This window comes from Ancylobacter dichloromethanicus (assembly GCF_018390645.1).
In the GTDB taxonomy this organism is placed as follows: Bacteria; Pseudomonadota; Alphaproteobacteria; order Rhizobiales; family Xanthobacteraceae; genus Ancylobacter; species Ancylobacter dichloromethanicus.
The window spans coordinates 223789-232861 of the sequence record NZ_JAHBGC010000020.1; the positions used below are offsets into that span (position 1 = coordinate 223789).

2 protein-coding genes (1 of these 2 cut by a window edge) are annotated in these 9073 nt (G+C 69.8%); one reads left to right on the forward strand and one right to left on the reverse strand.

Annotation, left to right across the window (positions count from 1 at the left end; genetic code table 11):
* Window positions 1-9 precede the first annotated feature (9 nt).
* Window positions 10-3189 (forward strand): efflux RND transporter permease subunit, encoded by a 3180-nt coding sequence (locus KHC23_RS09775; RefSeq protein WP_213371944.1) that lies wholly within the window; start codon window positions 10-12, stop codon window positions 3187-3189.
* Window positions 3190-3747: 558 nt separating this feature from the next.
* Here the strand turns inward: KHC23_RS09775 and KHC23_RS09780 are convergent.
* Window positions 3748-9073, reverse strand: partial view of an apolipoprotein A-IV repeat region-like domain-containing protein gene (locus KHC23_RS09780; protein WP_425514564.1) — the 3' portion only. The gene runs 332 nt beyond the window's last position; 5326 of the gene's 5658 nt are visible here — the last part of the coding sequence; the start codon falls outside the window, past its right edge; its stop codon occupies window positions 3748-3750.

Here is a 9073-nt window from a genome sequence, read left to right on the forward strand (position 1 = left end):
GGCGTCGCCATGAGGTTCTCACACTTCTTCATCGATCGCCCGATCTTCGCCTCGGTGGTCTCCATCGTGGTGATGATCCTGGGCGCCGTCGCCTATGTATCGCTGCCGGTGGCGCAATATCCCGACATCGCCCCGCCGGTGGTGAATGTCACCGGACAGTACCCCGGCGCGAGCGCGGAGACCGTGGCCGACACGGTGGTGGCGCCGATCGAACAGCAGATCAACGGCGTCGAGGGGATGCTCTACATCTCCTCCAACTCGACGGCGGACGGGCGCTTCTCCATCGCGGTGACCTTCGACATCGGCACCGATCTCGATATCGCGCAGGTGCAGGTGCAGAACCGCGTCGCCACGGCGACGCCGCGGCTGCCGCAGGACGTGCAGCAGATCGGCGTGACGGTGGCCAAGTCGTCGCCGGATATATTGATGGTGGTGAGCCTGTTCTCGCCGGACGATTCGCGCGATTCACTGTTCATTTCCAACTACGCCAACCTGCAGATCAAGGATCAGCTCCAGCGCGTGCCGGGCGTCGGCTCGATCACCGTGTTCGGCTCGCGCGACTACGCCATGCAGGTGTGGCTCGACCCGCTGAAGCTGCAGGCGCTGAACCTGACCGCAGGGGACGTGACGGCGGCGCTGCAGGCGCAGAATCTTCAGGTCGCCTCCGGCGTGCTGAACGCCCCGCCGGTGCCGAACCAGATGGGCTTCCAGGTGGCGGTGCGCACGCTCGGCCGCCTGTCGACGCCGGAGGAGTTCGGCAACATCGTCGTGCGCGAGACCGGCAACGCGGTGGTGCGGCTGCGCGACGTGGCGCGGATCGACATCGAGGGGCAGGACAATTCCTCGATCTCCTATTTCGACTCAAAGCCCTCCGTGGCGCTCGGCATCTTCCAGCTGCCGGGCTCCAACGCGCTGGCTACCGGCAAGGCGATCGAGGCCGCCATCGCCGAAATCGCCAAGGGCTTCCCGCCCGGCGTGACCTATTCGACCGCCTACAACCCGACCCAGTTCATCGCCGAGTCGGTCAGCGCGGTCGAGCACACGATCCTCGAGGCGATCGTGCTGGTGGTGATCGTGGTGGTGCTGTTCCTGCAGAGCTGGCGGGCGGCGATCATCCCGATCCTGGCGATCCCGGTATCGCTGATCGGCACCTTCTTCATCATGAGCCTGTTCGGCTTCTCGCTGAACAACCTGTCGCTGTTCGGCCTCGTGCTGGCGATCGGCATCGTGGTCGACGACGCCATCGTGGTGGTGGAAAGTGTCGAGCACAACATCTCCACCGGGCTGAGCCCGCGCGACGCCGCCTACAAGACCATGGACGACGTGGGCGGGGCGCTGGTGGCGATCTCGCTGGTGCTGGCCTCGGTGTTCATCCCCTCGGCCTTCATCACCGGCATTTCCGGCGAGTTCTACCGCCAGTTCGCGCTGACCATCGCCGGTTCGACGCTGATCTCGCTACTGGTGTCGCTGACGCTGTCGCCGGCGATGTGCGCGCTGCTGCTCCGGTCGCACAAGGGGCCCGAGCACAAGCCGGCCTGGTATGCGCGGCCGATCACGGGTTTCTTCCACTATTTCAACAAGGGCTTCGACGGCGTTTCGCGCGGCTATGGCTGGCTCACCGGCCGGCTGGTGCGCATCGCCGTGGTGGTGCTGCTGGTCTATGTCGCCATCCTCGCCGGCGGCTTCCAGCTGTTCCGCACCACGCCGCAGGGCTTCATCCCGGCGCAGGATCGCGGCTACCTGATCGTCGCGGCGCAGCTTCCCGGCGGGGCGGCACTCTCGCGCACCAACGAGGTGATGACCAAGGCGGCGAAGGAAGTGCTGGCGACGCCGGGCGTGGCGCATGTGGTGAACATCGTCGGCTTCTCCGGCGCCACCTTCACCAACGCCCCCAATGCCGGCGCCATGTTCGTCATTCTCGGCCCGGCGGCCGAGCGAGCCGAGCATCCCGGGCAGTCCGCCCCCGAGATCCAGGGGCAGCTGTTCGGAAAGCTCGCCTCGGTGGAAGAGGCGCAGATGATCGTCGTCATGCCGCCGCCGGTGGCCGGCATCGGCAATGCCGGCGGCTACCGCATGATGATCGAGGATCGCGGCGGGCGCGGCTATGAGGCGCTGCAGGGCGCGGTCTATGCCATGATGGGCGCGGCCAACCAGACGCCCGGCCTCAAGCAGGTCTATTCGCTGTTCGAGACCTCGACGCCGCAGCTCTTCCTCGACATCGACCGCACCAAGGCGCAGTTGCTCGGCGTCAACATCGCCGACGTGTTCTCGACGCTGCAGACCTATATCGGCTCGTCCTATGTCAACGATTTCAACCTGTTCGGCCGCACCTACCGGGTGCAGGCGCAGGCCGACGCGCCCTACCGTCTGACCTCCGACGACCTGCTGCGGCTGCGGGTGAAGAACGCCGAGGGGCAGCTCGTGCCGCTCGGCTCCTTCACCACGGTGCACGACATCTCCGGCCCCTACCGCGTGCCCCGCTACAACCTCTACCCGGCGGCGGAACTCGACGGCGACACCATGCCCGGCACCTCGCAGGGGCAGGCGATCCAGAAGATGCAGGAGATCGCCGCGCAGACGCTGCCGGACGGCTTCGCCTATGAATGGACGGCGCTCGCCTACCAGCAGGTGAGGGCGGGCAATACCGCCATCTTCGCCTTCGGGCTGGGCGTGGTGTTCGTCTTCCTGGTGCTGGCGGCGCAGTATGAAAGCCTGACCCTGCCGCTGGCGGTCATCCTTATCGTGCCGATGTGTCTGATCGCGGCGGTGGTTGGCATCTTGCTACGCGGGCAGGACAACAACATCCTGAGTCAGGTGGGATTCATCGTGCTGATCGGCCTGGCGGCGAAGAACGCGATTCTGATCGTGGAATTCGCCAAGCAACTGGAGGACCGCGGCGAGGACCGCTTCACCGCGGCGACCCACGCCGCCCAGCTGCGCCTGCGGCCGATCATAATGACCTCGCTCGCCTTCATCTTCGGCGTGGTGCCGCTGGTCATCGCCACCGGCGCCGGCGCCGAGCTGCGGCAGGCGCTGGGCACGGCGGTGTTCTCGGGCATGATCGGCGTGACCTTCTTCGGCCTGCTGTTCACCCCGACCTTCTATGTGGTCTGCCGGTGGCTGGCGGGCTTCGGCGAGCGCCGCCGCGCCCGCAAGCAGGACGCCGCCGCGCCGCCCGCCCCGCACTGAGGCCTACAAGCCCGTCCCGGCCGGCCTTGACGCTTCCGACCCCGCCGCTCCGCCGGAGCGGCGGGGTTTTTGTTTGCCGCGACGCGCGGTGGGGGGCGGCGGAGGAAGGCCGCGCGGGCGCGCTGGACTCTGGGGCTGGTGGCGCGGGGAGGGCGGTCGGCAAGGCGGCCGGCGAGGCGGCGCGGCCGGGGTGCGACGCGGCACTGACGCCCCGCGTGTGAGGAGCATCGCCCGTGCCCGGCGTGTCGCAAGGTGTCCCGACGCTCGCCCCGCGATGCGGGCGGCCCTCCCGGCGCGGGGGGCGTCCGGCGTCCGAGAGGAAGGTGGGGGCGCGCGTCACCACTGGCGCCCCGCTGCGGGGACAGGCGGAGGCACGCGCCGGTCTCTCCGGTCCCTACGCCACAGGCGGGATGTGGCAGGTGCCGCTTCGGGGCGATGCCCGTTCGAGGCGATGCCCGCTGGCGGATGCCCCCGGACGGGAGAGCCGAAAGCAAAAAGCCCCCGCGTGAGCGGGGGCTTTCTCTGGCGGAACGTGGCGCCGGCGGGCCGGCCGGCGTATCAGTCGAAGCGGCCGGCGGCGTGGGCCAGCAGGGTGTAGACCTTGCCGGTATCCGAGGTGAGATAGGTCTTGGTCAGCTCCTGGCCGCGCTCGTCGCGGGAGACCTGCTCCAGCAGGCGCTCGAACTCGCCGATATAGCGGTCGACCGTGTCGCGGAACTCGAGGTCGCGCCGGTATTTGCGGCGGATTTCCTCGAAGGTCTGCTGGCCCTGCATGGTGTAGAGGCGGCGGGTGAAGACGTTGCGCTCGCCCTTCTTGTAGCGCTCCCACAGGTCGACGGCGGCCTCGTGGTCGATCATCCGGGCGATGTCCACCGAGAGCGAGTCGAGCGACTCGATGGTGTGGTGGACCGGCCGCTCCGGCTGGCCCTGGCGCGGATCGAAATTCCGCGGCGGCAGGGACGGGGCGCTGCGCGGCGCGGGGCCGACCGGCGCCGGGCCGTCGCCATCGGAGGCGCGGGCCAGCAGTTCGGACAGCCAGCCGCCCTTCTCCGGTCCGCCACGCTCGGGCTGCGGCTGGGGGGCGATGTTGGGCCGGCGCGGCGGCGTGCTGCCGCCACCGAGGCCGTTGCCGCGCGGGGCCTCGAAATAGGAGGGGGCCTCCGGACGCGAGGGCTGCTCGGGGCGCGGCACCGGCGGCTGGGCGCGGGAGATCGCCGGGCGCGACGACGCGGGCGCGGCGGGGGCCGACGAGGTGGGCGCCATCGGCGCCGGCAGGCGCGGACGCGGCCCGGTGTCGACATCGAGCGTGCGGCCGTGGCGCGACACGATCTCGTTGAGCTCCGCCAGTGCCTTGATCTGCTCGGCGACGGTGCGGCGCATGGCCGAAGCGTTGGCCTCGGTCTCTTCCGGCAGCTCCAGAATGCCGCGCTTGAGTTCCTCGCGGGTGGTCTCCAGCAGGCGCTGGATGTCGAGCACCGAGGCGCGCAGAGCCTGGGCGGCGCCGGAGAAGCCCTGATTGGCCTGGCGCATCAGCGTGTCGACCTCGCGCACGGCCTGCTCATAGGTCTCGTGCAGCGAGGCGACGGTGCGCTCGCGCTCGGCCTCGGTGACCTCGCGGACCTCCTGCTGCTGGCGCACGAGCGCCTCGGTCGAGGTGCTGGCGGCGGTGAGGATCGACTTGGAGATGGCGGAGACGCGCTCCTCGGCGCGGCCGAACGTGCCCTCCAGCGTGCTGGTGTACTGCGAGAGGCGCCCATCCAGCTCGGCGGTGCGCTCGGTGATCTGCTCGGCGAGCGCGATGAGCGCGTCGTGCCGGCCGCCGAGCGTGTCGTCGAGGTTCTCGTGCGCGCTGCCGAGCGCGTTCGCCACGCTGGTGATGAGGTTCGCCTGTTCGCCGAAGGAATGGCTGAGGCGGGCGACATCCTTGAGCACGTCGGTCGAGACGGCGCGCAGGTCGCGGATCTGCTCGTCCATGCGGGAGGAGGCGAGGGTGCTGGCTTCCTCGACATTGGTGACCGTGCTGCGGAACGCTTCCAGCCGCCCGGAGATGGTCTTCTCGATGTCCGCGAGGCTGGAAACCGAGTTGGCGAGCACGTCCTGAAGCTGGACATTGACCGCGCCGAGGCGTTCCAGCAGGCCGGAGACATCGCCCTGCAGCGCCTCGTTGGTCGCCGCGATCTCCGCCACCGCCGAGCGGCCGCTGGCGGCGATCGCCGCGATCAGGCCGCTGCCACGGCCTTCGAGCGAGGACGCGAATTCCTCGGCGAGGCGGGCGAATTCCTCCGAGGCGACGCTGGTGGCCTGGCGGGCGCTGTCGACGAACTGGGTGCCCTGGCCGCCGAATTCCTCGACGAGGCGGGCAAGCTCCTCCGAGGCGCCGCCGCTGGCCTGGCGCACGCTTTCGACCAGCTGGGCGCCGCGGCCGTCGAATTCGTCGACCAGGCGGGCAAGCTCGTTCGAGGCGCCGCCGCTGGCCTGGCGCACGCTTTCGACCAGCTGGACGCCGCGGCCGTCGAACTCGTCGACGATGCGGGAGAACTCGCCGGACGCGAACTCGGTCGCCTGGCGGGCGCTTTCCACCAGCTGGGCGCCGCGACCGTCGAATTCGGACAGCAGCGAATCGCCGGCGCGGGCGATTTCCTGGGTGACCTGACCACCGATCTGCTGCAGCGAGTTCGACACGTCGCCGGTGATCTGCTGCAGCGAATTGTTGACCTCGGTGCCGACCGACTGGAGCGAGGAGGTGACCTCGCCGCCGGCGGCCTGGAGCGAGGCGGCCACGTCCCCGGTGATCTGCTGCAGCGAGGAGACGACGTCGCCGCTGATCTGCATCAGCTGGTCGGCGCGGCCGGTGGTGGCCGTGTCGAACGCGGTGATGATGGCGTCGGAGCGCGCTTCCAGCGTGTTCAGCAGTTCGTCGCTGGCGCGCATGATCTCGGAGACCGCGCCGCTGCGGGTGGTGTCGAGCGCCGCCACGAGGCTCTCGCGGTGGTCGTCGATGGCGGTGAGCAGTTCGGTGCTGGCACGCGAGATTTCGCTGGTGATCGAGATGCTGCGATCTTCCAGCGCGGTGAGCAGGCCGTTGCCGCGCTCCTCGACGATGCGGGCGATCTCGTCGGTGCGGGAGTCGAACAGCGTCGTCACCTCGCTGGCGCGGTCGCCCAGCGTGCGGCTGACATTGTCGACCAGCGAGGTGAGGCTGTTCTCGATCTCGGTGGCCTCGTTGCGAAGCTGGCCGGCGACGGCGCCGATGCGCTGGCCGAGCAGGTCGGCCATGGCGGCGCCGCGCACCTCGACCGAGGTCGCGACGTTGTCGATGCGGCTGACCACGGTCTCCTCGAAGCGGCCGACGCGGTCGTCGAGCGAGGTGGCGATGTCCTGCGCCCTCGCCGCGAGGGTGCGGTCCGCCTGCTCGATGTGCTGCGAGAGCTGGTCGGTGATGGCGCTGGCGCGGTCGTCGAAGAACCCGCTCAGCATGGCCAGCGAATGGCTCATCGCCTCGTTGGTCTGGCGCGCGCCTTCCGACAGCGTCTGGGCGAATTCGACGGTGCGGGTGCCGAGCGTCTGGTTGAGGCCTTCCACGCCGCGGTCGAGCACGCCCTCGATATTGGCGATGCGCATGTCGAGCGAGGCGGCGACCTGCTGGGCCTTGCTGGAGACCTGGTCGTCGAAGCCGGACAGGTTGACGTCAATGGCGCGGGTCACGGCGTCGACGCGGTCGGTGATGCGCTGGACCATGTCGCCGCCATGGGTGTGCAGCACGGTATCGAAGTCGCGCAGGCCGTCGACGATCTGGCGACCCAGCAACGAGGTGTCGGTGGAGATGCGGTCGGCGATTTCGCCGCCGCGCACGCTCACCAGGTCCTCGATGTTGCGGAACTGCTGCTCCAGATGGTCGCGCATGTTGTCGCTGCGCGTGGTGAGGTCGGAGGCGAGGTAGTCGGCCGCCTCGCGGAACTGCTCCGTCACCCGCGCGCCATTGTCGGCGAGGGCCTGCGCCGCTTCGGCACCGACATGGGCGAGCTGCTGGGTCAGCGCCTGGCCGCGATAGTCGATGTCCTGCGAGACGCGGCTGGCGGCGTCGGCGAGGGAATCGTGGATGCCGGTGCCGGCCTGCGAAAGCTGGTGCACCACGCGCTGGCCGGTCTCGCCCAGCAGGCGCTCAAGCTCGGCGCCGCGCACGGCGACGGCGTCGTAGATGCGGTTGCCGGTGTCGGCGATGCGGTCGGCGAGGTCGTCGCCGCGCACGGTGATGGTGTCGGCGACGCGGTTGCCGGTCTCTTCCAGCTTGCGGACGACTTCGCCGCCGCGCACCGAGAGGTCGAGCACCAGCGAGTCGCCGGTGCTCTTCAGGGTCTGGTTCACCTCGCTGGCGCGGATGGCGATCTCGTCGGCGAGGCGGGTGCCGGTGCTGACCAGCGCGTCGGTGATCTCGTCCGAGCGCGTGGTGAGCGTGCTGGTGAGCTTGAGGGTGGTGGCGGCGAGCTTGTCGCCCATCTCCTCGGTACGCAGGTTCACCACATGCGACAGTTCCGCCGCGGTGCGCAGCAGCCGGTCACCGATCTCGTCGGTGCGGTTGGCAAGCGTGTCGGTGAGGTTCTCGGTGACGCCGGAGAGCTGGCGGCTGATTTCGTCGGTGCGGTTGGTGAGCGTATCGGTGAGGTTCTCGGTGACGCCGGAGAGCTGGCGGCTGATCGCCTCGGTCCGGGAGGCGAGGGTCTCGGTGAGGTTCTCGGCGACGCCGGTGAGGCGCAGCCCGATCTCGTCCGAACGCGCGGTGAGGGTCTTGGACAGCGTGTCGGTGGCGCCGGAGAGCTGGCGGCTCATGTCGTCGGTGCGCGCCGACAGCGTGTCGGTAAGCTCGTTGGTGACGCCGGACAGCCGCTTGCTGATCTCGTCGCCCTGCGCCGAGAGCGTGGAGATGAGGTGCTCGCTGGCGTCGGACAGGTTGGTGTTGACCTCCGAGCCGGTGGCCTGCAGCCGGTCGATGAGATCGCCGCCCTTGTCGGACAGCGCCTCGATGATGGTGTCGCCGACCCGGCCGAGCGCCAGGGTGATGTGCTCGCCACGGTCGGAAAGGGTGTTGGCCACCCGGTCGGCGGCCAGCATCACGGTATCGTTGATGCGCTCGCTGACGGTGCCGACTTCCTCGGCGAAGGCGTAATGCGACGAGGTGATGGTTTCGCGGATGTGCTCGGTCTGCGCCAGTATGGCGTCGCGCTCGAGCTGCAGCCGCTCGACCAGCTGGGTCATGCGGCGGTTATTGTCGTCATAGGCCTGGGCGAGCGCGGCGACCTCGCCGCGGACGAAGGCTTCCGCCTCGCTGGCGCGGGTGACCGACTGCTCCAGCCCGGCATATTGGGCGAGGGTTTCCTCGGAGACGCCGGCTGGCATCTGGATCGGCGGCAGGGCGGCGGTCGCGGCGACCACGGGAGTGGCGGCCGGGGCGGGGGCCGGCGCCCGGGCCGGTTCCGCCAGCCGGATGGCGACCTGGGCCATGGAGTAGGCGACGATCCGCATCTCCTGCATGCGGCGCACCATGGCCGCGAGCACGAGGAAGAAGATCGGCGGAACGATGGTCGCCGCGACGCCGGCCAGGAAGCCGGGGGCGTTCACCATCGAGGCCAGCGAGCCGGACAGGCCGCCGAACTGGCTGTAGAGCAGGGCACCGCCGGCGCCGAGCCAGGCAAGCGAGGCGAGCGAGGCAAAGACATAGGGCGCGGCGGAGGGGCGGCGCTGCAACGAGGCCAGAAGCTGGCCGATGCTCTCCCGGTCGTCATTGGCGGCGCGGCGCCCCTGCGGCGCCGGGCGGGAGGCGTCCGCCGGCTCGCTCTCGGCGCGGGCATCGCCGCGCGGCAGCGCGGCCGCCGCTGCGCCGGCGGCG